Source organism: Streptomyces sp. NRRL S-646 (genome assembly GCF_000720765.1).
Lineage (GTDB): Bacteria > Actinomycetota > Actinomycetes > Streptomycetales > Streptomycetaceae > Streptomyces.
In genome coordinates this window covers 335,896-359,419 of the sequence record NZ_JODC01000013.1, presented here as the reverse complement: position 1 = coordinate 359,419, position 23,524 = coordinate 335,896, and the positions used below count along the sequence as shown (strand labels likewise).

Annotated in this window: 21 protein-coding genes; 11 read left to right on the top strand and 10 right to left on the bottom strand. The window is 70.6% G+C overall.

What is annotated here, in order from left to right; all coding sequences use genetic code 11:
• Positions 1-47: 47 nt before the first annotated feature.
• Complete coding sequence (locus IH68_RS0133840; protein WP_030942620.1) at positions 48-1,061, top strand: SAM-dependent methyltransferase; 1,014 nt, start codon at positions 48-50, stop codon at positions 1,059-1,061.
• Between the two features lie 26 nt (positions 1,062-1,087).
• Here IH68_RS0133840 and IH68_RS0133835 read toward each other — a convergent pair whose 3' ends face one another.
• Positions 1,088-2,239: an NADH-quinone oxidoreductase subunit D gene (locus IH68_RS0133835; protein ID WP_030942618.1), complete on the bottom strand. Its 1,152-nt coding sequence runs from the start codon at positions 2,237-2,239 to the stop codon at positions 1,088-1,090.
• Between the two features lie 31 nt (positions 2,240-2,270).
• On the opposite strand from IH68_RS0133835, the gene IH68_RS0133830 reads away from it, so the two are divergent.
• Together IH68_RS0133830 and IH68_RS0133825 are read left to right on the top strand one after the other, a co-directional pair.
• Positions 2,271-2,783, top strand: coding sequence for a PH domain-containing protein (locus tag IH68_RS0133830; RefSeq protein WP_030942616.1), 513 nt, complete (start codon positions 2,271-2,273; stop codon positions 2,781-2,783).
• Positions 2,780-4,117: a PH domain-containing protein gene (locus tag IH68_RS0133825; RefSeq protein WP_030942614.1), complete on the top strand. Its 1,338-nt coding sequence runs from the start codon at positions 2,780-2,782 to the stop codon at positions 4,115-4,117. The genes IH68_RS0133830 and IH68_RS0133825 overlap by 4 nt, the downstream gene beginning before the upstream one ends.
• 128 nt (positions 4,118-4,245) lie before the next feature.
• On the opposite strand, the gene IH68_RS0133820 is transcribed toward IH68_RS0133825, so the two are convergent.
• Entirely contained in the window at positions 4,246-5,622 is a 1,377-nt protein-coding gene (locus IH68_RS0133820; RefSeq protein ID WP_199931961.1) for a hypothetical protein, read from the bottom strand.
• A gap of 135 nt (positions 5,623-5,757) precedes the next feature.
• Complete coding sequence (locus tag IH68_RS0133815) at positions 5,758-6,885, bottom strand: alpha/beta hydrolase (protein WP_030942610.1); 1,128 nt, start codon at positions 6,883-6,885, stop codon at positions 5,758-5,760.
• Between the two features lie 224 nt (positions 6,886-7,109).
• Between IH68_RS0133815 and IH68_RS0133810 the strand changes: the two genes are divergently transcribed.
• From IH68_RS0133810 to IH68_RS0133785, 6 genes are all read left to right on the top strand, one after another.
• Positions 7,110-8,921: a phosphatidylglycerol lysyltransferase domain-containing protein gene (locus IH68_RS0133810; protein WP_030942607.1), complete on the top strand. Its 1,812-nt coding sequence runs from the start codon at positions 7,110-7,112 to the stop codon at positions 8,919-8,921.
• A gap of 130 nt (positions 8,922-9,051) precedes the next feature.
• Positions 9,052-9,930 carry a dihydropteroate synthase gene (folP, locus tag IH68_RS0133805; protein ID WP_030942605.1) on the top strand — a complete coding sequence of 293 codons (879 nt, stop codon included), beginning with the start codon at positions 9,052-9,054 and terminating at the stop codon, positions 9,928-9,930.
• Positions 9,927-10,430, top strand: coding sequence for a nuclear transport factor 2 family protein (locus IH68_RS0133800; RefSeq protein WP_030942602.1), 504 nt, complete (start codon positions 9,927-9,929; stop codon positions 10,428-10,430). The genes folP and IH68_RS0133800 overlap by 4 nt, the downstream gene beginning before the upstream one ends.
• A 248-nt stretch (positions 10,431-10,678) precedes the next feature.
• Complete coding sequence (gene folB, locus IH68_RS0133795; protein WP_030942601.1) at positions 10,679-11,038, top strand: dihydroneopterin aldolase; 360 nt, start codon at positions 10,679-10,681, stop codon at positions 11,036-11,038.
• Positions 11,035-11,646: a 2-amino-4-hydroxy-6-hydroxymethyldihydropteridine diphosphokinase gene (gene folK, locus IH68_RS0133790; RefSeq protein ID WP_030942599.1), complete on the top strand. Its 612-nt coding sequence runs from the start codon at positions 11,035-11,037 to the stop codon at positions 11,644-11,646. Before folB ends, folK begins: the two co-directional genes overlap by 4 nt.
• Positions 11,647-11,716: 70 nt before the next feature.
• Entirely contained in the window at positions 11,717-12,202 is a 486-nt protein-coding gene (locus IH68_RS0133785; RefSeq protein WP_030942597.1) for a DUF3180 domain-containing protein, read from the top strand.
• Positions 12,203-12,278: 76 nt separating this feature from the next.
• On the opposite strand, the gene folE is transcribed toward IH68_RS0133785, so the two are convergent.
• From folE to dacB, 6 genes are all read right to left on the bottom strand, one after another.
• Positions 12,279-12,884, bottom strand: a complete 606-nt coding sequence (gene folE / locus IH68_RS0133780; RefSeq protein ID WP_030942595.1) for a GTP cyclohydrolase I FolE — start codon at positions 12,882-12,884, stop codon at positions 12,279-12,281.
• Between the two features lie 142 nt (positions 12,885-13,026).
• A complete protein-coding gene (gene ftsH, locus IH68_RS0133775; protein ID WP_030942592.1) occupies positions 13,027-15,066 on the bottom strand; it encodes an ATP-dependent zinc metalloprotease FtsH in 2,040 nt (679 codons plus the stop codon).
• A 194-nt stretch (positions 15,067-15,260) separates the two neighbouring features.
• Positions 15,261-15,821: a hypoxanthine phosphoribosyltransferase gene (gene hpt, locus IH68_RS0133770; protein ID WP_030942590.1), complete on the bottom strand. Its 561-nt coding sequence runs from the start codon at positions 15,819-15,821 to the stop codon at positions 15,261-15,263.
• Positions 15,822-15,874: 53 nt separating this feature from the next.
• Positions 15,875-16,918 carry a tRNA lysidine(34) synthetase TilS gene (tilS, locus tag IH68_RS0133765; RefSeq protein ID WP_030942588.1) on the bottom strand — a complete coding sequence of 348 codons (1,044 nt, stop codon included), beginning with the start codon at positions 16,916-16,918 and terminating at the stop codon, positions 15,875-15,877.
• Positions 16,919-17,110: 192 nt separating this feature from the next.
• On the bottom strand, positions 17,111-18,235 hold the full coding sequence (locus IH68_RS0133760) for a zinc-dependent metalloprotease (RefSeq protein ID WP_030942587.1): 1,125 nt from the start codon (positions 18,233-18,235) through the stop codon (positions 17,111-17,113).
• 191 nt (positions 18,236-18,426) lie between these two features.
• Complete coding sequence (gene dacB, locus IH68_RS0133755; protein WP_030942585.1) at positions 18,427-20,055, bottom strand: D-alanyl-D-alanine carboxypeptidase/D-alanyl-D-alanine-endopeptidase; 1,629 nt, start codon at positions 20,053-20,055, stop codon at positions 18,427-18,429.
• Between the two features lie 79 nt (positions 20,056-20,134).
• On the opposite strand from dacB, the gene IH68_RS0133750 reads away from it, so the two are divergent.
• Complete coding sequence (locus IH68_RS0133750) at positions 20,135-20,626, top strand: inorganic diphosphatase (RefSeq protein WP_030942583.1); 492 nt, start codon at positions 20,135-20,137, stop codon at positions 20,624-20,626.
• Between the two features lie 104 nt (positions 20,627-20,730).
• Positions 20,731-22,401, top strand: a complete 1,671-nt coding sequence (locus IH68_RS0133745; RefSeq protein WP_030942581.1) for a threonine/serine ThrE exporter family protein — start codon at positions 20,731-20,733, stop codon at positions 22,399-22,401.
• Positions 22,402-22,517: 116 nt separating this feature from the next.
• On the opposite strand, the gene IH68_RS0133740 is transcribed toward IH68_RS0133745, so the two are convergent.
• Positions 22,518-23,399 carry a DedA family protein gene (locus IH68_RS0133740; protein WP_030942579.1) on the bottom strand — a complete coding sequence of 294 codons (882 nt, stop codon included), beginning with the start codon at positions 23,397-23,399 and terminating at the stop codon, positions 22,518-22,520.
• Positions 23,400-23,524: the final 125 nt, after the last annotated feature.

The window sequence follows — 23,524 nt, the reverse complement described above, 5'->3', positions numbered from 1 at the left end:
CTCCCCAAGGTGGAGGCCCCCCTCTCCTGCGCGCTTAGCCTGTCCCGGTGACGGAAGTGACATCGGGCCGGTGGCAGGGCTGGCGGGCGGCGGCCGAGGCCGCGCTGTACGGGCCGGGCGGCTTCTATCGCAGGCCGGAGGGTCCGGCCGGCCACTTCCGTACGTCCGTGCACGCGTCCCCCCTGTTCGCCGAGGCCGTGGCCCGGCTGCTGTGCAGGGTCGACGAGGCTCTGGACCGGCCCGGCGCGCTGGCCTTCGTCGACATGGCGGCGGGCCGGGGTGAGCTGGTCGGCGGCGTGCTGACCGCACTGCCCGCCGAGGTGGCGGCACGCACGCGTGCGTACGCCGTCGAGATCGCCGATCGCCCGGCGGGCCTCGACGACCGGATCGAGTGGCTCACCGAGCCGCCACAGCAGGTCACCGGGCTGCTGTTCGCCAACGAGTGGCTGGACAACGTGCCGCTGGACGTCGCCGAGGTGGACTCGGCGGGCGTACCGCGGCGGGTGCTCGTCCGGCAGGACGGGACCGAACGGCTCGGGGAACCGGTCGGCGGTGCGGAAGCGGAGTGGCTCGCCCGGTGGTGGCCGCTGCCGGCCGAGGAGGGGCTGCGGGCCGAGATCGGGCTCCCCCGGGACGAGGCCTGGGCGGCCGCGGTCTCCTCACTCGACCGGGGGCTCGCGGTCGCCGTCGACTACGCGCACACCCTGGATGCGCGCCCCCCGTTCGGCACCCTCACCGGCTTCCGCGCCGGGCGCGAGACGGCGCCCGTGCCGGACGGGTCGTGCGACATCACGGCACATGTCGCCCTGGACGCGTGCGCGGCGCACGGCACGGCGCGGGCATTCTCCAGCCCGCGCCTCCTGCCGCAGCGCGATGCCTTGCGCGCCCTGGGCATCGCAGGCGCACGCCCCCCGCTTTCACTCGCGTCCACCCAGCCCGCCGCATACGTACGAGCCCTCGCGAGCGCCGGTGAAGCCGCCGAACTCACCGCACCGGGCGGCCTCGGCGACTTCGGCTGGCTGCTGCAGCCGGTGGGAATTCCGGACGCACTCCTCGGCTGACCGCGCAGCCACGGCTGCCCGGCCCGCTACTTGTCGATGTCCCCGACCACGAAGAACAGCGACCCCAGGATCGCCACCATGTCCGCGACCAGCGTTCCCGGCAGGAGTTCCACGAGCGCCTGGATGTTGTTGTACGAGGCCGAGCGCAGCTTCAGCCGGTACGGGGTCTTCTCGCCCTTGCTGACGAGGTAGTAGCCGTTGATCCCGAGCGGGTTCTCGGTCCACGCGTACGTGTGCCCCTCGGGCGCCTTCAGGACCTTGGGGAGCCGCTGGTTGATCGGCCCCGGCGGCAGCTCGGCGAGCCGGTCGAGGCAGGCGTCGGCGAGGTCGAGGGCGACATGGGTCTGCTCCAGGAGCACCTCGAAGCGGGCGAGACAGTCGCCCTCCTGCCGGGTGACGACCTTCAGGGTGTCCTGCAGCTCGCCGTACGCGAGATACGGCTCGTCGCGGCGCAGGTCGAAATCGACGCCCGAGGCGCGCGCGATCGGCCCGCTCACGCCGTAGGCGTGCACGGTCTCGGGCGCCAGCGCGCCCACGCCGCGCGTGCGCCCCCGGAAGATCTCGTTGCCGAGCACCAGGTCTTCGTACACGTCCATGCGCGAGCGCACGGAGGCGACGGCGGCACGCGCGCGTGCCGCCCAGCCCGCCGGCAGGTCCTCCTTGAGGCCGCCGACGCGGTTGAACATGTAGTGCATGCGGCCGCCGGAGACCTCCTCCATGACGTTCTGGAGGACCTCGCGCTCCCGGAAGGCGTAGAAGACCGGGGTGATGCCGCCGAGTTCCAGCGGGTACGAGCCCAGGAACATCAGATGGTTGAGCACCCTGTTGAGCTCGGCGAGCAGCGTGCGCGTCCACACCGCGCGCGTCGGCACCTCCATGCCGAGCATCCGCTCCACCGCGAGGACCACACCGAGCTCGTTCGAGAAGGCCGACAGCCAGTCGTGGCGGTTGGCGAGCATGATGATCTGGCGGTAGTCGCGCGCCTCGAAGAGCTTCTCCGCGCCGCGGTGCATGTACCCGATGACCGGCTCCGCGTGCACGATGCGCTCGCCGTCCAGCACCAGACGCAGCCGCAGCACGCCGTGCGTGGACGGGTGCTGCGGTCCGATGTTGAGCACCATGTCGGTGCTCTCCGCGGCGCCGCCGATACCGACCATGGTCTCCGTCGTAGGAGTCATGGACCCAGTCTCTCCTACGTACGCTGGCCCTATGGAGACGGGGAGCCCGCAGAGCACGGGGACGACGGGGGACGAGTCGGCGGAACCGGTGTGGATCGGGCTGCCGCCCGGTCTGCTGCGGATGCGCCGGCTGCTGCTGGTGGTGTGGCTGGGGCTGCTGGCCCTCGCCCTGGGTCTGCTGCTCGGGCTGTTCGCCGGGCCCGTCTGGGCGGCCTTCGCACTGCTGCCGCTCGCACTGGCGGCCTGGGGCTGGGTGCTGCTCGGCCGCAACTGGCGCTCCTGGCGGTACGCCGAGCGGGCCGACGACCTGCTGATCAGCCGGGGTGTGCTGTGGCGTGAGGAGACCGTCGTGCCGTACGGGCGGATGCAGCTGGTCGAGGTGACCTCGGGGCCCGTCGAGCGGCACTTCGGGCTCGCCAGCGTGCAGCTGCACACGGCGGCCGCGGCGACCGACGCGACCATCCCGGGCCTGGACCCGGCCGAGGCGGAGCGGCTGCGCGACCGGCTCACCGAGCTCGGCGAGGCCCGATCGGCGGGTCTGTGACCGCGCCGGGCGTCGACGACGCCGTAGCCGCGAAGGAACCCGTCACCGAGCGGCGGCTGCACCCCGTGACGCCCCTGAGGCGGGCCTGGGCGCCGGTGGCCGTGGTCATCGGGTGGGCCATGCACGATCCCGACCAGGCGCAGCAGCAGCTGACCAGGCTGACGACCACCACCCTCCTGGCAGCGCTCGCCGTCCTGGTCCCGGCCGCCTCCCTGTACGGCTTTTTGACCTGGTGGTTCACGCACTTCGCGGTGACCGAGACCGAGCTGCGGATACGGACCGGTCTGCTGTTCCGGCGCACCGCGCACATCCGGCTGGAACGCATCCAGGCCGTCGACATCACCCAGCCGCTCCTCGCGCGCGTGGCGGGCGTCGCCAAGCTCAAACTCGACGTCGTCGGCACGGACAAGAAGGACGAGCTCTCCTTCCTGGGGGAGCGCGAGGCGCGTGCGCTCCGCGCCGAACTGCTTGCACGCGCCGCCGGGTTCGCGCCCGAGACGGCGCACGAAGTCGGCGAGGCGCCGGTGCGCGAGCTGCTGCGCACGCCGCCGCGCGACCTCGCGATCTCCGTCCTGCTGACGGGCGCCACCTGGTGCTCCCTGGCGGCCGCGCTCGTCGTCCCGCCGGTGCTCTGGCTGGCCACCCACAGCGTGTGGACGGTCCTCGCGACCGGCGTGCCGCTGCTGGGCGCGGCGGGCGCGAGCAGCGCGGGGCGGTTCGTCGGCGAGTACGACTGGACGGTGGGCGAGTCACCGGACGGGCTGCGCATCGACCACGGCCTCCTCGACCGCACGCACGAGACGGTGCCACCCGGCCGGGTGCAGACCGTGCGGATCGTGGAGCCGCTGCTGTGGCGGCGGCTCGGCTGGGTGCGGGTGGAGCTGGATGTGGCCGGTTCGTCCAACTCCGTGCTGGTGCCGGTCGCTCCGCGGGCGGTCGCCGAGTCGGTCGTCGCGCGCGTGCTGCCCGGGGTGACCGTGCCGTCGGCCGAGGAGCTGTCCCGGCCGCCTCGGCGGGCCGGGCGGTGTGTGCCGATGTGGTGGCGGGGCCGGCAAATCGCCGTCACCGACACGGTGTTCGCGGCCCGGCACGGCCTGCTGCGTCGGAGCCTGGCGCTCGTACCGCACGCGAAGGTGCAGAGCGTGCGGCTGGTCCAGGGGCCCTGGAAGCGGCTGTGGCGGCTCGCCGACGTACATGTGGACACGGGAGCCGACAAGACCGTGACGGCCCGGCTGAGGGACGCCCAGGAGGCGGCGGAGCTGCTGCGGGGGCAGGCCGAGCGGTCACGGACGGGACGGCGGGACGCGCTGCCGGACCGGTGGATGGCGCCGTAGGGCGATGACCCGGCGGCGCCGCGAAAGCCGGCGCCCGGGAATCCGGAAGCCCGGGAAGCGAGGATCCCGGGCAAGCGAGAGCCCCGGGCCGTCCGAAACCGCCCGGGGCCGTCAGGAGACCGAAGGTCTCAGGAAACCGCGCTCCGCAGCCCCTGCACGTCGATCTGCTCGGTCTCGTCGTGCGCCGTCAGGTCGATGACCTGGCCGACACCGGAGGCCGCCTCGTCGGCAGGCTTGAACCCCGCCTCCGCCTCGGCCTTGTGGACGGCGAGCGCCTCCTGGCCGACCACATCGGCGAGGTCCTCGTTCTGCACGGCCTGCAGGGCGTCCTGCGCCCCCTCCGCCTTCGTACCGAAGAAGTCGAATCCGCCCTCGACCGTCGGACGCCGCACGGGCGCGGCCGGTACGACGGCCACCGCGGTCGGTGCGACGAAGTGACCGGCGGGCTGCTGCACGGGCTGGGCGCCCGGGACGTGCCTGGCCAAAGTGGTGGCGGCCGCGCGCTCATGCCCGTCGACCGCCTGGGGCTGCCCCTGCGACTCATCCTCCTGGGCCGCGGCCTCGGCCTCACCGGTGGCGACCTCGGTCGCGGTGGCGGCGGGCTCGGCGGCGGCGGGCTCGGTCGACTGAGCTGCCGCCGGGTCCGAACCGGCCTTCACCGTCACTGGCTCGCCCTTCGGCAGGACGTCCTTTGAAGGCTCGTCACCCTTGGGGGAGCCGCCGCCCTTGGGGAAATCGTCGTCCTCGGGGTCGGTGTCGTCCTCGGCCTCGGCGCCAGCGGCGTCCTGCGAGTCCGCTTCACCGTCCGGGCCGCCGTCGTCCTTCGGAGAACCGTCACCGTCCTCGTCGAACTTCGTCAGTGCCACCTTCGCCCGCAGGAACAGCTTGGAGCCCTCCGGGGAGAAGATCGCCGGCGCCGCCGGCTCGTCGGCGATGCCCTCGGAGAGGTCCGCCGAGGCAGCCACAGCCTCGGTCTCCTCCACCAGGGGATCCGTCTCCGCAGCCGCCGCGTCGGCCACCGGCACGGGCGGCAGCGCACGGGCCGGTGCCCCGGCCTCTATCTCGAGCAGGCGGCGGCCCTCCAGGGCGCTCGCACGCTCGGTCTCGGCGGTGGCGTACCGCCGCAGCAGCGCCGCGTGTTCGTTGCGCAGTCCCGCCAGTTCGGCGCGCTTCGCGCGCAGCCGCTGCTCCAGCTTGGCGCGCAGCTCGCGCGACTCCTCGAGGTCGGTCTCCAGCTCGGCGACCCGCTCCTCGTGCCGCCACTCGTCGCTCGCACGCGCGCGCGTGAGATCGGCGACCTGCTTGCCGGCCTGGGTGTCCCAACGGCGCATGACGGCCGCACCGACGACCGCCGTCGCCGCGGCGGCCGCGGCTATCACACGGAGCACGGCCTGTTGTGAGAACACCCACGGACCGAAGGCACAGACGAAAGAGACGCCTGCGATCGCCGACGGTGGCAGCAGTCTGTGCAAGGGCGGGGAATGGCGGTGACGTCCACGTGGCATGGCCAGAAACTTACCGCGCGTAGGCGAGTGTTGGTGCCCCGCCCCGCAAAAACACAGCCATACCGAAACGTTCACAGGGCATCAGGAATAGGCCTTTGCCGAATTCAGCAAGATCATCACCTCTGGGAACCCTGGTCACCGGTCGCTCAGCCGCCCGCTGATCCACTGCAGCGTCGCGGGAATCTCCCGCCGCCAGGTGTTGAAGTTGTGGCCGCCGCTGTCAAGGATGATCGACGAGATCCGCGTCAGGTTCGTGGCCCGCACACCCTCTATGAACTTCAGTGTCGCCTTGTAGTTGGATTCCCCGATCTTGCTGCTGGTGACGAGCAGTGAAGTGTCCGGGGAAGGCAGGTGCTTGATGCACCACCACAGGTCCGCGCGGTTGCGCAGCCGCTTGTCACCGTGGAAGAGATCGCCCGTGGTGGGGTCGATCGGCGCCTTGTAGTACGGCGACAGACCCGCCGCTGCGGCATACACCCGGGGGTGGTGCATGGCGAGCTTCAGCGCGCAGTAGCCGCCCGTGGAATCGCCGATGATGCCCCAGCTGCCCGGCTTTTTGCCCACTCGGTAGTGCGCGAGTACGGCATCGGGCAGGTCCTTGGCGAAGAACGTCTCCGTCTTCGGACCGCCCGGGATGTCCACGCATTCCGTGTCCCGCGGCGGCGCCACCGTCGGCCGCAGCATCACCAGGATCATCGGCTGCATACGGCCGTTCTTCGCAAGGCCCTGGGCCGTACTCGGATAGTGCAGTTTGTCCACGAGCGCCTGCGCGGTGCCCGGATATCCGGTGAGGACGACGGCGGCGGGGAACGTACGCGTGCGGTACTGCGGCTGGAAGTACTCCGGCGGCAGATACACATACGCGGGCGTGGCGATGTTCGTCGTACGGCCGACGATGTCGACCTTCTGGATCTGACCGCCGGCCTGCGGCTGGGAACCGCCGGCTCCACGTACGCGTGCCGTGTCGATCACCTGCAGCGGGCCGCCGGAGCCTCCGAGCGCCGTGTGGTTCACGACCACACCCTGGGCCTTCTCCTGGCCGAACAGGTCCGCCCAGCTGGCGTAGAACCCGAAGGCCTGGTTGGCGGCGAGGCCGACCGACAGGAAGAGGGCGAGCTGGGTGCCGAACAGCAGCCCGACGCGTCCGCTGACGGCCCGCCAGTTGCGCCGTGCCAGGCGGGGCCACAGCCACACCGTGCCCACGAACAGCAGTACGGCGAACATCACTGCCAGCAGCAGCACTTTGTTGCTCGTAAGACCCATGACCTGCTTCCTGCCTGCGGTTTCCACCCGGATCCCGCATACCTTCGCGAGAGCTTGTCCGGGACTTTCCTCGGCCTTTGGACCGGCTTTGAGGAGAGGTTGGAACCTTGCTCCCCGAGACACCGTCCTAGAGGGCGCAATGTCGCCGGATGCCCGAATCGGGCCCGGATCCAAGGTCTCTCGCAGAACTACGGGATGCGATGTCTGTCAGGACAGATGAGGAAATGTCGGGTGGGGTTCCCACCCGATCACGCAGCGCGCGGCGCGTATTCCGTGGTCCGCGCCCCGAGGCCGTCCCCGTCCTCGTCGCCAGAGCCTGCGCACTCGTGGGCGCTCTGGACATCGCCGCGGGCGTCTTCCCGCGCTTCAGGCACAGCCGTATGCACACGATCGCCGAAGTGCTGCCCGGGTCGTTCGGCCCGTTCGCGGCCGCGCTCTCGCTCAGCGCCGGCATCCTGCTGCTGCTGCTCGCACACGGCCTGAGGCGCGGCAAACGCCGGGCGTGGCGCGCCGCGGTGGCGCTGCTGCCGGCGGGCGCGGTGGCGCAGTTCACATACCGGCACTCCATCATCGGAGTGATCATCTCGCTGGCGCTGCTCGCACCGCTGCTGCGACACCGTGATCAGTTCCGAGCGCTTCCCGATCCGCGCAGCAGGTGGCGTGCGCTCGCGAACTTCGTCCTCATGGGCGCCGGTTCCCTCGCCCTGGGGCTGGTCATCGTCAGCGCCCACCCGAAGACCCTCGTCGGCGACCCGAGCCTGGCCGATCGCATCACCCATGTCCTCTACGGCCTGTTCGGCTTCGAGGGCCCGGTCGACTACCAGGGCAACACCTCCTGGACCGTCGGCTTCTCACTGGGCGCGCTCGGCCTGCTGACGGCGGTCACCACGATCTACCTCGCCTTCCGGCCCGAACACCCGGCCGCGCGTCTGACGGAGGAGGACGAGACCCGGCTGCGCGCCCTCCTGGAGAAGCACGGCCGCCGCGACTCCCTCGGCCACTTCGCGCTGCGCCGCGACAAGGCGGTCGTCTTCTCGCCCAGCGGCAAGGCGGCGGTGACGTACCGCGTCGTGTCCGGCGTGATGCTCGCCAGCGGCGACCCCATCGGCGACGTCGAGGCCTGGCCCGGCGCCATCGAGCGCTTCATGGACGAGGCGCGCGCGCACTCCTGGACCCCGGCCGTCATGGGCTGCTCGGAGACGGGAGGCGAGGTGTGGACCCGCGAGACCGGCCTCGACGCCCTGGAACTGGGCGACGAGGCGGTGGTGGACGTAGCGGATTTCTCCCTCGCCGGCCGCGCGATGCGCAACGTGCGCCAGATGGTCAAGCGCATCGAGCGCGCCGGTTACGAAACCCGGGTACGACGTGTACGTGACCTCGGTGAGGCGGAGCTGGAGCGGATCCGCAACGCCGCCGAGGACTGGCGCGGCACCGACACCGAGCGCGGGTTCTCCATGGCGCTGGGCCGCATCGGCGACGCCGCCGACGGCGACTGCCTGATCGCCACCGCCCACAAGGCGGACGACCAGCCCGGCGAGTACGGCGACCTGAAGGCGATCCTGCACTTCGTCCCCTGGGGCACCGACGGCGCCTCCCTCGATCTGATGCGCCGCGACCGTTCGGCCGACCCCGGCATGAACGAACTGCTCATCGTCGCGGCCCTCCAGGCGGCACCGAAACTCGGCATCACGCGCATGTCGCTCAACTTCGCGATGTTCCGCTCGGCACTCGCGCGTGGCGAGAAGATCGGCGCGGGCCCGGTGCTGCGCGCCTGGCGCGGGCTGCTGGTCTTCCTCTCCCGCTGGTTCCAGATCGAGTCCCTGTACAAGTTCAACGCGAAGTTCCAGCCGCGCTGGGAGCCCCGTTTCGTCGTCTACCGGGCATCGGCCGACCTGCCGCGCATCGGCTTCGCCGCCATGCAGGCGGAGGGCTTCGTCAACCTCGCCCTGCCGCTGCCGCGCTTCCTGCGCCGCCGCAGGCCCGCCCCGCGCGTGTGCACGCACGCCGTCGCGGAGCGCGACGTACGCGCGGCATGACCGCCTGACCGGGACACCGGACGCCGGACGCTGTGAGAAGAACAGGCCCGGACGGAAACTCCCCTCCTACAGGGGGCTTCCGTCCGGGCCGTGGCGTCTCCCGGCCACGGCCGGGGCCTACGCTGAACGTATGAGCAAGCAGAGCGGACGCGGGCGCGTCGCGGGCCTTCCGGAGTGGGACCGCTGCGCGGTCATGGGGGTGGTGAACGTCACGCCCGACTCCTTCTCCGACGGCGGCCGCTTCTTCGACACCACGAGCGCCGTCAAACACGGCCTCGACCTGGTCGCCGAGGGCGCGGACCTGGTCGACGTCGGCGGCGAGTCCACCCGGCCCGGCGCCACCCGCGTCGACGAGGCCGAGGAGCTCAAGCGCGTCATCCCCGTCGTCCGCGGCCTCGCCTCCGAGGGCGCCACCGTCTCCGTCGACACCATGCGCGCCTCCGTGGCCGAACGGGCCCTCGCCGCCGGCGCCGCCCTCGTCAACGACGTCAGCGGCGGCCTCGCCGACCCGGCGATGATCCCGGTGGTGGCAGCCGCCGGCGCCCCCTTCGTCGTCATGCACTGGCGCGGCTTCCTGGAGGGCGGCAACGTCAAGGGCGTGTACGGGGACGTCGTCACCGAGGTCGCCGACGAACTGCACGCACGCGTGGAGGCCGTCCTGGCCGGCGGCATCGCCCCCGACCGCGTCGTCGTCGACCCCGGCCTCGGCTTCTCCAAGGACGCCGAGCACGACCTGGTCCTGCTCGCCCACCTGGACCGGCTGCTCGGCCTCGGCCACCCCCTGCTCGTCGCCGCCTCCCGCAAGCGGTTCCTCGGCCGCGTCCTGGCCGGACCGGAGGGCGCGCCCCCGCCCGCGCGCGAGCGCGACGCCGCCACGGCCGCCGTCTCCGCACTCGCCGCGCACGCCGGCGCATGGGCGGTGCGCGTGCACGAGGTGCGCGCTACGGCGGACGCCGTACGGGTCGCGCGCGCCGTGGAGGGCGCGCGCGCTGCCGAAGGAGCCCGGTGAGCGCCCCCCACACCGACGTCGAGCAGGTCGAAGCCGCCAACACGGCCTTCTACGAGGCCATGGAGCGCGGCGACTTCGAGGGCCTGTCCGCGCTCTGGCTCGCCCCGTCCGATCTGGAGGTCGACGAGGAGTACCACGACCCGGCCGACACCGGTGTGATCTCGTGCGTGCACCCCGGCTGGCCGGCGCTCACCGGCCGCGGCGAGGTCCTGAGGTCGTATGCGCTGATCATGGCGAACACCGACTACATCCAGTTCTTCCTCACCGACGTGCATGTCTCCGTCACGGGCGACACCGCCCTGGTGACCTGCACCGAGAACATCCTCAGCGGCGGCCCCGCCCCCAAGGGCAGCGAGGAACTCGGTCCGCTCGTCGGGCAGCTGGTGGTCGCCACCAACGTGTTCCACCGCACCCCGGCAGGCTGGAAGCTCTGGTCCCACCACGCCTCGCCCGTGATGACCGAAAACGACGAGGACGAGGACGGCGACACACCCTCCTGAGTGGGTAGGCGCCCCCTTGAGGACCAAGAAGTGGTTGGAATCACGGACCCCTGGGTAGGGGCGGCTACCAACCCGTGAGCCGCCGGGTTCCCCAGGGGAAACACGCGATGAACCCTCCTGGTCCCGGCATGGGCCACGCCCCCGTGGCCCGGTCCTGTCAGTGCCCGCAGGTAGATTCGTTCGAGGCCGGTGTGCCGCCCGCACACGGCAGTGACCGGCCGTCACCGACGATTGCAGGAGTGATTCGCGTGGATCGTGTCGCGCTGCGCGGCCTCAAGGCCCGTGGGCACCACGGGGTGTTCCCCAAGGAGCGCGAGGAGGGCCAGACCTTCATCGTGGACCTCGTCCTCGGCCTGGACACGCGCCCGGCCGCCGCCGACGACGACCTGGCGAAGACCGTGCACTACGGCATCGTGGCGGAGGAGGTCGTGGCCGTCGTCGAGGGCGAGCCCGTCGACCTCATCGAGACGCTCGCCGAGCGCATCGCCCAGGCCTGTCTGAAGCACGACGGGGTCCAGGAAGTCGAGGTCTGCGTCCACAAACCGGACGCGCCGATCACGGTCCCCTTCGACGACGTGACCGTCACCATCACCCGGAGCCGAGTATGACCGCGTCCTTCACGCAGGGTCCCGTCGACCCGACCGTCCAGCCGGTGCCCGCCTCCGTCGTCGAGCAGGTCGACGCCGCCGACACGACCCTCCAGAACCCGAAACGGGCCGTGATCTCCCTCGGCGCCAACCTCGGCAACCGCCTGGAGACCCTCCAGGGCGCCATCGACGCCCTGGAGGACACCCCGGGCGTCCGCATCAAGGCCGTCTCTCCGGTGTACGAGACGGAGCCGTGGGGCGTCGAGCCCGGCAGCCAGCCCTCGTACTTCAACGCGGTCGTCGTCCTGAAGACCACCCTGCCGCCGTCCTCGCTGCTGGAGCGGGCGCACGCGGTCGAGGAGGCCTTCCACCGGGTACGGGACGAGCGCTGGGGCGCGCGCACTCTCGACGTCGACATCGTGGCGTACGCGGACCTCATCGACGACGACCCGCACCTCACGCTGCCCCATCCGCGCGCCCACGAGCGTGCCTTCGTCCTCGCCCCCTGGCACGACATGGAACCGGAGGCGCACCTGCCGGGCCGCGGCGCGGTCGCCGCTCTCCTCGACGCCGTCACCCGCGAGGGCGTGACACCGCGCAAGGACCTGGAACTCCACCTGCCCGAGTAGTCGTTAAGGTCAGGACGGCAAGGTCGGGACGACCACGGCCCGCAGGGCCCGGGGGAGCTGAAGGGACACCGTGAGAGAGCTGCGCATCAGGGTGCTGGTCGGCGTTTTCGTCGTAGCCGGAATCCTGTCCTGGGCGGGCGCCCGCCTCTGGAACTCGATCGGGACCCTCCCGAGCGTCCCGCTCGCCGCCCCCATCGTCCTCGCCCTGATCGCGGTGGTCCTGCTGGCCACGGCGCTCTCGCTGCGCGGCCGTTTCAAGGCCCAGCGCGAGCGCCGCCCCGAGGCCAAGGGCGTCGACCCGCTGATGGCGGCCCGCGCGGTCGTCTTCGGCCAGGCCAGCGCCCTGGTCGCCGCCCTCGTCGCCGGCATGTACGGCGGCACGGGCGTCTTCCTGCTGGAGCAACTCGACATCCCCGCCCGCCGCGACCAGGCCATCTACGCCGGCTTCTCGGTCGTGGCGGGCATCGCGGTCATAGCGGCGGCCATCTTCCTGGAGCGCGTGTGCAGGCTCCCGGAGGACGACGAGAACAACAACGGGGCGGCGTCGGCGGTCTGAGTTTGCTACCAGGGCCGGCGGGCGAGGTGCCCGTTGGCCAGGAAGCCGGCGTAGAGGTCGAGGCGGTGGCTGCGGGTTATCGCGCCATGATCAGGCTCATTGCCTCATTACGGGTGGCAGGATCGCGCAACTGACCACGCACGGCCGAGGTTATGGTCTTCGCCCCGGGCTTCCGGACACCTCTCATCGACATGCACATGTGCTCACACTCGACAACGACGATCACCCCGCGCGGCTCCAGGATCTTCATCAGCGAGTCGGCGATCTGCGTGGTGAGTCGTTCCTGCACCTGCGGGCGCCGGGCGTAGACGTCCACGAGCCGGGCCAGCTTCGACAGCCCCGTGATCTTGCCGTCGGTGGACGGGATGTATCCGACATGGGCGACCCCGACGAAGGGGACGAGGTGGTGCTCACAGGAGCTGAGCACCTCGATGTCCTTCACCAGGACCATCTCGTCGTGCCCCAGGTCGAACGTCGTCGTCAGCACGTCCTCGGGCTTCTGCCACAGACCCGCGAATATCTCCCGGTACGCCCGCGCCACCCGCGCCGGCGTCTCCCGCAGGCCCTCCCGGTCCGGGTCCTCGCCGACCGCGATCAGCAGTTCGCGTACGGCGTTCTCGGCGCGCTTCTCGTCGAACTCGCCGATCGAGCCCTCGCCGTCCAGCGTCACGGGGTCGGTCATGTGGTGCCTCGTTCCTGTGCGGGTCACGCGTGTGGGCCACGCGCCTCATCTGCGACATGGCTGAAATGCCGCGCCCCCCAGGCTAGAACCTGGGGGGCGCGGCATTCATTCCGGGCCGACGTGGCCGCCGGGAGAGCGATGGTCAGCTCTCCGGGCGGTCTTCCGGGGCCGTCTCGATCGCCGGGGCGGATTCCGTCGCCGTCGACTTGACGGTGCTGATCGCCGGGGTCGCGCCGTTGGCGCCGTTCGTCAGTGCCAGCTCCTTCGGGGAGAGCACCGGCGGGCGGGTGGACGGCGTGCGGCGGGAGGAGCCGGTCCAGGCGGGCCTGGCCGGGCGCTTGACGATGGCGGAGAAGATCTCGGCGATCTCCTCCTTGCCCAGCGTCTCCTTCTCCAGCAGCTGCAGGACGAGGTTGTCGAGGACGTCGCGGTTCTCGACCAGGATCTCCCAGGCCTCGTTGTGCGCGTTCTCGATGAGCTTCTTGACTTCCTCGTCCACCAGAGCAGCGACCTCTTCCGAGTAGTCGCGCTGGTGAGCCATCTCACGTCCGAGGAACGGCTCGGTGTTGTCGCCGCCGAACTTGATGGCGCCGAGCCGCTCGGTCATGCCGTACTGCGTGACCATCGCGCGGGCCGTGGCGGTGGCCTTCTCGATGTCGTTCGCGGCGCCCGTGGTCGGGTCGTGGAAGACGAGCTCCTCGGCCGCACGGCCGCCCAGCATGTAGGCCAGCTGGTCCAGCATCTCGTTGCGGGTCGTGGAGTACTTGTCCTCGTCCGGAAGGACCATCGTGTAGCCGAGGGCACGGCCTCTCGACAGGATCGTGATCTTGTGGACCGGGTCGGAGTTCGGGGAGGCCGCCGCGACCAGGGCGTGACCGCCCTCGTGGTACGCGGTGATCTTCTTCTCCTTGTCCGACATGATCCGGGTCCGCTTCTGCGGGCCCGCGACCACGCGGTCGATCGCCTCGTCCAGCATGGAGTTGTCGATCAGCTTCTTGTCGCTGCGGGCGGTGAGCAGCGCGGCCTCGTTGAGGACGTTGCTCAGGTCGGCGCCCGTGAAGCCCGGCGTACGGCGGGCGACGGCCGCGAGGTCGACGTCCGGAGCGACCGGCTTGCCCTTCTGGTGGACCTTGAGGATCTCCAGGCGGCCCTGCAGGTCCGGCGGGTCGACCGCGATCTGGCGGTCGAAGCGGCCGGGCCGCAGAAGAGCCGGGTCGAGGATGTCCGGACGGTTGGTGGCTGCGATGAGAATCACACCACCCTTGACGTCGAAGCCGTCCATCTCGACGAGCAGCTGGTTCAGCGTCTGCTCGCGCTCGTCGTGACCGCCGCCGAGGCCGGCGCCGCGGTGGCGGCCGACCGCGTCGATCTCGTCGACGAAGACGATCGCCGGGGCGTTCGCCTTGGCCTGCTCGAACAGGTCACGGACCCGGGAGGCACCGACACCGACGAACATCTCGACGAAGTCGGAACCGGAGATCGAGTAGAAGGGGACCCCTGCCTCGCCGGCGACGGCACGCGCGAGGAGCGTCTTGCCGGTACCGGGACGGCCGTAGAGCAGCACGCCCTTGGGGATCTTGGCGCCGACGGCCTGGAACTTCGCCGGCTCCTGCAGGAACTCCTTGATCTCGTGGAGCTCCTCGACGGCCTCGTCACAGCCCGCGACGTCCGAGAACGTCGTCTTGGGGGTGTCCTTGGTGATGAGTTTGGCCTTGGACTTCCCGAAGTTCATGACCCGGGAGCCGCCGCCCTGCATCTGATTCATCAGGAACAGGAAGACGACCACGATCAGGACGAAGGGGAGCAGGGAGAGCAGGATGCCCAGGAAGGGGTTCTGCTTGGACGGCGAAACCGTATAGCCGTCCGGGATCTGCTTGTCCTGGTACTTGGTCTGCAGCGTGTTGGCGAGGTTGACGCCCTGGTCGCCGATGTAGCTCGCCTGGATCTTAGAGCTGCCCTCGACCTTTACGCCGTCCTTGAGCTGGACCTTGACGGTCTGCTCGTCGCCGGTGGTCAGCTTGGCTGATTCGACCTTGTTGTCATTGATCGCTGCCACGACCTGGCCGGTGTCTACCGTCTTGTAGCCGCCGGACGAGCCGACGACCTGCATCAACACGACCACGGCAAGGACGGCCAGCACGATCCACATGACCGGCCCACGGAAGTATCGCTTCACGTCCATCCATACGGAGCGGTGTCGCCCCGTCCCTCCTGCCATAGTGAGTTTGATAAGACAGTTCTTCTGACGGTACCCCAGCATTGTGGCCCGAAGCCGCATGGAGCCGCTCGGACGGCTGTCGTTCCCGTCTCTGCATGCTCCAACGGCGCGAAACCCGCTGGGGTTCCCGATCGTCCTACAAAGACGGCCCTGCTGGCTCAGCCGCCGTAGACGTGGGGCGCGAGCGTACCGACGAACGGGAGGTTGCGGTACTTCTCGGCGTAGTCGAGGCCGTAGCCCACGACGAACTCGTTCGGGATGTCGAAGCCCACCCACTCCACGTCGATGGCGACCTTGGCCGCGTCCGGCTTGCGCAGCAGGGTGCACACCTTGAGCGACTCCGGCTCGCGCGAACCCAGGTTGGACAGCAGCCAGGACAGCGTCAGGCCGGAGTCGATGATGTCCTCGACGATGAGGACGTGCTTGCCCTTGATGTCGGTGTCGAGGTCCTTGAGGATCCGCACCACGCCGGAGGACTGGGTGCCCGCGCCGTACGACGACACGGCCATCCAGTCCATGGTGACCGGGGTGGACAGCGCCCGGGCGAGGTCGGCCATGACCATCACCGCGCCCTTGAGGACACCGACGATGAGCAGGTCCTTGCCCGCGTACTCCGCGTCGATCTTCGCGGCCAGCTCCACCAGCTTCGCGTCGATCTCTTCCTTGGTGATGAGCACCTGCTTGAGGTCGGTGCCCATGTCTTTCGCGTCCACCCGCATCACTTTCGGTCGTCCCACCGGCCGCCCATCACCCCCCAAAGGGGGGCAAGGTTTCAGCCTTGCCGAATCACCAGTCTGCCACCCTGGCGCTGGGCGACGACTTTGCCCGGGAGATTGATGGCTCCCTGGCCTCGCCAGCCGGTGATCAGCCGGTCGACTTCCTCGATGTGGCGGGCGAACAGCGAACCGGCGGGGGCCCCGGCCTCGATGGCCGCGCGGCGCAGGATGCGGCGGCGCACGGCGGGCGGCAGGGCGTAGAGCTTGGCGCACTCCAGGAGGCCCGCGGCGTCGCGTACGGAGGCCTCGGCCTGGCCGGCCCAGGCGTCGAGGGCGTCGGCGTCGTCGCGGGAGAGCTGAGCGGTGCGGGCGAGCGCCTCGACGACGCCCTTGCCGAGCGCCTTCTCGAGGGCGGGCAGGCCTTCGTGGCGCAGCCGGGAGCGGGTGTACGCGGGGTCCGCGTTGTGGGGGTCGTCCCAGACGGGGAGCGACTGGACCATGCAGGCCTTGCGGGCGGTCTGCCGGTCGAGCTGGAGGAAGGGGCGGCGGTAACGGCCGTCGGCCCCCGAGACCGCGGCCATTCCGGACAGGGAGCGGATGCCCGAGCCGCGGGCGAGGCCGAGCAGGACGGTTTCGGCCTGGTCGTCGCGGGTGTGCCCGAGGAGGATCGCGGCGGCGCCGTGGCGGACGGCCGCGCCGTCGAGTGCGGCGTACCGGGCGTCGCGGGCGGCGGCTTCGGGTCCCCCTTCGCGGCCCACGGTCACGGCGACGGAATCCACGGGGTCGAGCCCCAGTTCGCGCAGCCGCAGGGCGACTTCGTCGGCGCGTAGGTCGGAGCCGGGCTGCAGCCCGTGGTCGACGGTGATGCCGCCGGCCCGGATGCCGAGTTTGGGGGCCTCGAAGGCGAGGGCGGAGGCGAGGGCCATGGAGTCGGCGCCGCCGGAGCACGCCACGAGCACGAGCGGCGACGAGGGGCGCCGGTGCGGGGCCTGTTCCGAGAGCACGGGGGCCTCGGAGGTGGTCCGGTGGTCGTTGAGGATGTCGTGGAGGACGTGGCGGACCGCCAGGCGTATCGCCGCGACCGCAGGATGGGGACCCATGTCCGGTTCCCTTCATGAAGTTTTCGGGGGGTGAGCCCGGGGTCGGTCACTCAGAGTGTGTAGATGGTGACAGAACCGGGCCGTTCCCCGAGCATCGCACGCCTACCCATGGCTCACGGTCCCTCGGACGGGTGATTGGAGGGGCGTTCGCCTGCCGTCGGCCGGATTCGTTTCACGACCTTCCCACGGGGTTCACGACTCACTCTTGCGGTGCACCCGCGCGACCCAGTCCGCCGGTTTGGCGATCTCCGCCTTGGTGGGCAGGGTGTTGGGGGACGTCCACACACGGTTGAAGCCGTCCATGCCGACCTGGTCCACGACGGCTCGCACGAAGCGTTCGCCGTCGCGGTACTGCCTGAGTTTGGCATCCAGACCCAGCAGCTTGCGCAGGGCCATGTCCAGTCGGGAGGCGCCCTTCGCGCGGCGCTGCTGGAACTTCTCGCGGATCTCGGAGACGGACGGCACGACGGCCGGACCCACCCCGTCCATCACGAAGTCGGCGTGGCCCTCCAGGAGCGACATCACGGCGGTGAGGCGGCCGAGGATCTCCCGCTGCGCCGGGGTCTGCACGATCTCGACGAAGGACCGCCCGCCGTCGTCCTCCTCGCCCTCGGGGCGCCCGCCGGCAAGCGACTGGGCGGCCTCCCGGATGCGCTCCAGCACGGTCATGGGGTCGACATCGGTCTCCCCCAAGAACGACTGGATTTCGCCCTCGAGGTGGTCGCGCAGCCAGGGCACCGCGCTGAACTGGGTGCGGTGCGTCTCCTCGTGCAGACAGACCCAGAGGCGGAAGTCGTGGGGCTGTACGTCGAGTTCGCGCTCCACGTGCACGATGTTCGGGGCCACGAGCAGAAGCCGGCCGCCGCCGTTCTCACCGGCCGGGAGCTCACGCGTCGCCGGGGCGAAGGTCTCGTACTGGCCCAGCACGCGGGAGGCCAGGAACGACAGCAGCATGCCCAGCTCGACGCCGGTGACCTTGCCGCCGACGGCGCCGAGGACCGCGCCGCCCGGGGAGTTGCCGCGCCGCTCCTGCATCTTCTCCAGCAGCGGTTTGAGGATCTCCCGGAAGCCTGCGACGTTCGCCCGGACCCAGCCGGGGCGGTCGACGACCAGGATCGGGGTGTCGTGGGTCTCCTCCGTGCCCATACGGGTGAAGCCCCGGACGTGTTCCTCCGAGGCCTTGGCATGCCGACGCAGTTCCGCGACGACGGCCCGGGCCTCGTCACGGCTCACGTCGGGGCCCGGCCGCACGAGTCGGGTCGCGGTCGCCACCGCGAGATTCCAGTCGACCATCTCGGCACCACCGATGCTCGTCATGCGTCAACGGTACGTGAGCGCTGCCGCTTGGGGCAGGCCGCGAGAGGTTGCCTGGACTGGACGTCGACCTGGGCTGCACCCGGCGGTGCCGGCTGTGCCCACCCTCCCCCACTCTCGGCTTCGCTCGAGCGGGGGGACCCCCATCGCCCCAGCGGAACGACTGCCCACGGCGGTAGCAACCGGGAACGGCGTCAGGTGCAGCCGCAGGCCGCCAACGCCGTGGCCGTGCGGTCCAGCGCGGACTGGGCCTCCAGGGGGTTCGTCGTGTTCGAGGCCAGGAAAGCGAACGCCAGTAGGCGGCCGTCCTGGTCCACGACCGTGCCGGCCAGGGTGTTCACGCCCGTCAGGGTGCCTGTCTTCGCTCGTACGACTCCTGCCGCGCCGCCCGTGTAGCGGCTGGTCAGGGTGCCGGTGAAGCCCGCCACCGGAAGGCCCGTCAGGACCGGGCGGAGTTCGGGGTGGGTGGGGTCGCCGGCCTTCACCAGCAGGGCGGTGAGCAGGTCGGCCGTGAGTCTGTCGTCCCGGTCGAGGCCGCTGCCGTCATGGAACTCGGCGCCCTTGAGGGGGAGTTGGAGCTTCTTGAGTGCGCCGGCGATCGCGGACGCGCCGCCGTCGAAGCTCGCGGGCTCCCCCGAGGCGGCGGCCGTCTGGCGGGCCAGGGCCTCCGCGATGTCGTTGTCGCTGTTGGTCAGCATGCGCTCGACCAGGGACGAGAGCGGGGGCGAGGACACGGCGGCGAGGTTCTCGGCGCGAGTCGTCGCCTTGGACGGGCCGGGCGAGGTGGTCCTGATGCCGTGGGCCTCCAGGAACGAGCCGAACGTGCGGGCCGCGTCAGCCGCCGGGTCCGTCACGCGCTTGATCGGGCCACTGGTCGAGTCGTTTGTGCGGCCCTCGTCGGCCATCAGGGCGCTCACGGGCGCGAGGTTGACGTTCACGCCGATGGGGTGCAGTTCGGGCCCGGCGTACAGGGTGGTGTCGTAGGAGAGCGTGACCTCCTTGATGCCGCGCTTCTTGAGGGCCGCCGCCGTCCTGTCGGCCAGCTCCCGCAGGCTCGCCCAGCCCTCGGCGTCCTTGTGCGCCGTCAGGGTCGGGTCGCCGCCGCCGACCAGGACGAGTTCCTTGGTGTCGGGTTCCAGGGCCGCCCGGGTGGTCAGGCGGTGGTCGGCGCCCAGCGTCGACAGCGCGGCGACCGCGGTGGCGATCTTCGTGACGGATGCGGGGGTCAGTGCGGTGTCGGCACCGGTGCCGTACAGACGCTTGCCGGTGGCGACGTCGACGACTGCGGCGGTGTGCCGGCTGCCGAGCGCCGCGTCCTCCAGCAGGGGGCCCAGGAGGCCGGAGAGGGCCGTGCCGGTCGGGGCCGACTTGACGGTGCTCGTGGCGCCGCCCAGGCCGGTCAGGACGGATGCGGCACTGGGGGCGGGGCGCGGGCCGCCGGCCGCCGCATCGCCCGAATCGGACGTATCGGGATTACGTCCGTGATCTGCGCCACCCGTACGGTCCAGGGCGGCTGCACGGTCCGCCTCGGCCGTACGCTGACCGGTGGAGTCCCAGGGGCCGGCGGCGGTCGCCACGGCGACGGCCAGCGTCACACCGACGGTGGCGGCGCCCGCGGTGTACTGCCAGGTCCTGACGGTCTTCGGCCATCTGATGCGGGTGGGCCGTACCCGTGTGAGCTGCGGTTTCGCAGCTGCCGCGGCTCGTTCGAGCTTCGGGCGCACGGCCTGGGCGGCCCGTGCCAGACGCGGTCGGACGGCGTTCGCGGCCCGCACCACATGCGGCCTCGCGGCCCGCCAAGGCCTCAGCTCTGGCACGACCACCAGCCCCTTTCGCGATCACACACCTGCGTGAGGGACACTTAACCACCAGAACTATGTGCTGATCATGGAGGAGCCACCGGTGGAGTTCGACGTCACGATCGAGATCCCGAAGGGTTCGCGGAACAAGTACGAGGTGGACCACGAGACCGGTCGGATCCGCCTGGACCGTCGACTCTTCACCTCGACCGCCTACCCGACCGACTACGGCTTCGTCGAGAACACTCTCGGCGAGGACGGCGACCCGCTGGACGCGCTGGTCATCCTGGACGAGCCGACCTTCCCGGGCTGCCTGATCAAGTGCCGTGCGATCGGCATGTTCCGGATGACGGACGAGGCCGGCGGCGACGACAAGCTGCTGTGCGTGCCGGCGACGGACCCGCGCGTGGAGCACCTGCGTGACATCCACCACGTGTCCGAGTTCGACCGCCTGGAGATCCAGCACTTCTTCGAGGTCTACAAGGACCTGGAGCCCGGCAAGTCCGTCGAGGGCGCCAACTGGGTGGGCCGGGTCGACGCCGAGATCGAGATCGAGCGGTCCTACAAGCGGTTCAAGGAGTCCGGCGGCCACTGAGGCCCCAGTCGTCCAACGGGCCGTACGCGCACGCGTGCGGCCCGTTCGTGTTTCTGTGCGCATACTGGCCTAGCTGCACGCGTCGTACAGGGAGCGTTACTCAAGTGACGGAGGCGGAGGACCGCAAGCCGCAGTCGGACGAGGCCAGGGGCACGTTCGATCCAGAGATCACCTCGGAGTTCGCCATTCCGGCGGGGTTCGCAGCCCCCAGAGTCGTCGTCGAGCCGGAGACCACGTCCGAGTTCGCCGTCCCCGACGGGCTGGACGTTCCACAGGCATCCAATGCCGAGCCCGGGGGTTCGGCGTTCAGCACGCCGAGGACCTACAGCGCCCAGCACGCCCTGGCCGCCTTCACGCCGGCGACCGGCATACCCGTGGTCAGCCTCACCAAGGACCTGCCCTGGCAGGACCGGATGCGCACGATGCTGCGGATGCCGGTGGCCGAGCGGCCCGCTCCGGAGCGGGGCCCGAAGGCGGAGGAGGGCGGTCCGGCCGTCCCACGCGTCCTCGACCTGACCCTGCGTATCGGCGAGTTGCTGCTGGCGGGCGGTGAGGGCGCGGAGGACGTGGAGGCCGCGATGTTCGCGGTCTGCCGGTCCTACGGCCTCGACCGCTGCGAGCCGAACGTCACCTTCACCCTGCTGTCGATCTCGTACCAGCCGTCCCTGGTCGACGACCCGGTGACGGCGTCGCGCACGGTGCGCCGCCGGGCCACCGACTACACGCGGCTGGCGGCCGTGTTCCAGCTGGTGGACGACCTCAGCGACCCGGAGAACCACATCTCCCTGGAGGAGGCCTACCGGCGGCTCGCCGAGATCCGCCGCAACCGACACCCGTATCCGGGGTGGGTGCTGACCGGCGCGAGCGGGCTGCTCGCCGGGGCGGCCTCCGTGCTCGTCGGCGGTGACGTGATCGTCTTCATCGCGGCCATGCTCGGCGCGATACTCGGCGACCGGCTGGCCTGGCTGTGCGCGGGGCGCGGGCTGCCGGAGTTCTACCAGTTCACGGTCGCCGCGATGCCTCCGGCGGCCATCGGGGTCGCGCTCACCGTGGCGCATGTCGACGTCAAGGCGTCCGCGGTCATCACCGGTGGGCTTTTCGCGCTGCTGCCGGGGCGGGCGCTGGTGGCGGCCGTGCAGGACGGGCTGACCGGGTTCTACATCACCGCGTCGGCGCGGCTGCTGGAGGTCATGTACCTGTTCGTCGGCATCGTCGTGGGTGTGCTGGTGGTGCTGTATTTCGGGGTGAACCTGGACGCCAAGCTCAACCCCGACGCGGCTGTGCGCATCGCCGAACGGCCCGGGTGGCAGATCGGGGCGTCGATGCTTCTGTCGCTGACGTTCGCCGTGCTGTTGCAGCAGGAGCGGGCCACCGTGCTGTGGGTGACGCTGAACGGCGGAGTCGCGTGGTCGGTGTACGGCGCGCTGCACTATCCCGGCGGGTTGTCGCCGGTCGCCTCCACGGCCGTGGCGGCCGGGCTGGTGGGGCTGTTCGGGCAGTTGTTGTCGCGGTACCGGTTCGCTTCCGCGTTGCCGTACACGACGGCGGCGATCGGGCCGCTGCTGCCGGGGTCCTCGACGTACTTCGGGTTGCTGTCGATCGCCCAGAACAACGTCGACAAGGGGCTCGTGTCGCTGGCCACGGCTGCGTCCTTGGCCATGGCCATTGCCATCGGCGTCAATCTGGGGTCGGAGATCTCGCGGTTGTTCCTGCGGATTCCCGGCGGGGGTTCTGCGGCGGGGCGGCGGGCCGCGAAGCGGACGCGGGGGTTCTGAGCGCCCAATGGCTCGGGGGCTTGTGTTGGACGGCGCGTGCGGGTGCGTTGTGGTTTCTCGCGCCCACGCGGCGGAGCCGCATTTCGATACAGCCCCGTGCCCCTTATGGGGCGCCTCTAGTACCCCTGGTTGTAGGGGTACTGCCCGTTCTGCTGGTCGCCGTACTGGCCCTGCTGGTACGGCGGCTGCTGCTGCGGGTACTGCTGGGCGTACTGCTGGTCCGGGTAGTACGGCTGCGGCTGCTGCTGCGGCTGCTGCTGGTACTGCTGGTGGTAGCCCTGGTCGTCGGCCGGGGGGATGCGGCGGAGTTGGGTCGTCGCGTCGTCCATGACGGGCGGCTGCTGGTGCTGGGGCGCGGCGGGTGCCTCGGGGGTCTTCTTCGCCTTGGAGCGGGCGCGCAGGAACTCGATGATGATCGGGATCACCGAGACGAAGACGATCAGGATGAGGATCGCTTCGATGTTCTTGTGGACGAAGTCGATCTTGCCGAGCCAGGAGCCGAGCAGGGTGACGCCGGCGCCCCAGAGGACGCCGCCGATGACGTTGAAGACCACGAACGAGCGGTACTTCATGCCGCTGACGCCCGCGATGATCGGCGTGAACGTGCGCACGACGGGCACGAAACGGGCCAGGACCAACGACTTCGGGCCGTACTTCTCGAAGAACTCGTGGGCCTTGACCACGTTCTCCTGCTTGAAGAGGCGGGAGTCGGGGCGGTTGAAGAGCGACGGGCCGACCTTCTTGCCGAACATGTAGCCCGCCTGGTCGCCCAGGACCGCGGCGACGCAGATCAGGGCGATGGCGGCCCAGAGCGGGAAGTTCAGCTGGTTGGTCGTGATCAGCAGGCCGGCGGTGAAGAGCAGCGAGTCGCCCGGCAGGAAGAAGCCGATGAGCAGGCCCGACTCCGCGAAGACGACGAGGAGCAGGCCCCAGATGCCGAACGTGTCGAGGAGGTAGTTCGGATCCAGCCAGCTCGGGCCGAGGGCAAGCGTCGTCACGGTTCCGGGCTCCTGAGGGGGTGGAGGAAGGTACGGCGTCCTTGTGCGGGCGCCCAAAGCTATCAACGCAAGGTGACCGCCCCAGGTTCCACCGGTGTCTCCAGGATGCACTGTGCGTCGACTGG